At 32.8% G+C, this 1,017-nt stretch carries 1 protein-coding gene and 1 pseudogene; both read left to right on the top strand.

The genetic code is table 11. The annotated features are described in order from the left end of the window. Positions 1-29: 29 nt before the first annotated feature. Positions 30-539, top strand: a pseudogene (locus tag ASC44_RS00030) (tRNA-guanine transglycosylase); the annotation flags it as partial. A 2-nt stretch (positions 540-541) separates the two neighbouring features. Then, positions 542-1,017: LptF/LptG family permease (locus ASC44_RS00025; protein WP_152973230.1), on the top strand; the 476-nt coding region annotated here is incomplete at its 3' end.

Genomic DNA, 1,017 nt, shown 5'->3' with positions numbered 1-1,017 from the left:
TTGAGAGACGCCGACCACACCTAGTATAGTATATAGCAAACTCAGGAGCAGTAGGTAATGCTATTGGAGGTTTGTCTGTTGGTGAACCGGCAGAAGAGATGTATGCGATGACAGAGATTGTAACGGCTATACTTCCAGAAGATAAACCACGTTACTTAATGGGAGTTGGAACTCCAATTAATATCCTAGAAAATATTGCACTTGGTGTAGATATGTTTGATTGTGTTATGCCAACGCGTAATGCTAGAAACGGTATGTTATTTACAGCACATGGCTCTATAAATATTAAAAACCTAAAATGGAGAGACGATTTTTCTGCTTTAGACGATATGGCAATTACATGGGTGGATACAGATTACTCTAAGGCTTATGTAAGACATTTATTTACTGTAAACGAAAGATTAGCAGCACAAATAGCAACCATTCATAATTTAGGATTTTATATGTGGTTGGTTCGTGAAGCTAGAAAGCATATTTTAGCAGGAGATTTTAGAACTTGGAAAGACATGATGGTTAAACAAATGGATAAAAGACTTTAATATTGAAAATACTAGATTGGTACATATTAAAGCGCTACTTACTCACATTTTTAATGATGATACTGCTGTTTATTCCAATAGGAATAACAGTTCACCTTGCCGAAAAAATAGGTAAAATCCTAGAGCGTGAGGCACCTTTTGGTGAAGTAATGTTATATCTATTAGATTTTACTGTGTACTTTGCTCATCTTTTATTTCCATTATTTTTATTTCTTTCGGTAATATGGTTCACTTCTAAATTAGCAAATAACACAGAGATTGTTGCTTTTTTAAGTTCAGGAGTATCATTTTCAAGATTTTTAAGACCTTATATAATTGGAGCCACTATTGTAGGTTTAATTTCAATTGTTCTAGGTTTGTATCTTGCACCTAATGCTAGTAAAGGGTTTAACGATTTTCAATACAAATATTTAAAAGGAAAGAAAAGCACTCAAAATCAAAAGCTTTTTAAACAGATTAATGATAACGAAATTATATA

It is taken from the genome of Lacinutrix mariniflava, from assembly GCF_001418015.1.
In the GTDB taxonomy this organism is placed as follows: Bacteria; Bacteroidota; Bacteroidia; order Flavobacteriales; family Flavobacteriaceae; genus Lacinutrix; species Lacinutrix mariniflava.
Note: the sequence above shows the minus strand (reverse complement) of the source record. Positions and strands in the feature narration are given on the sequence as shown.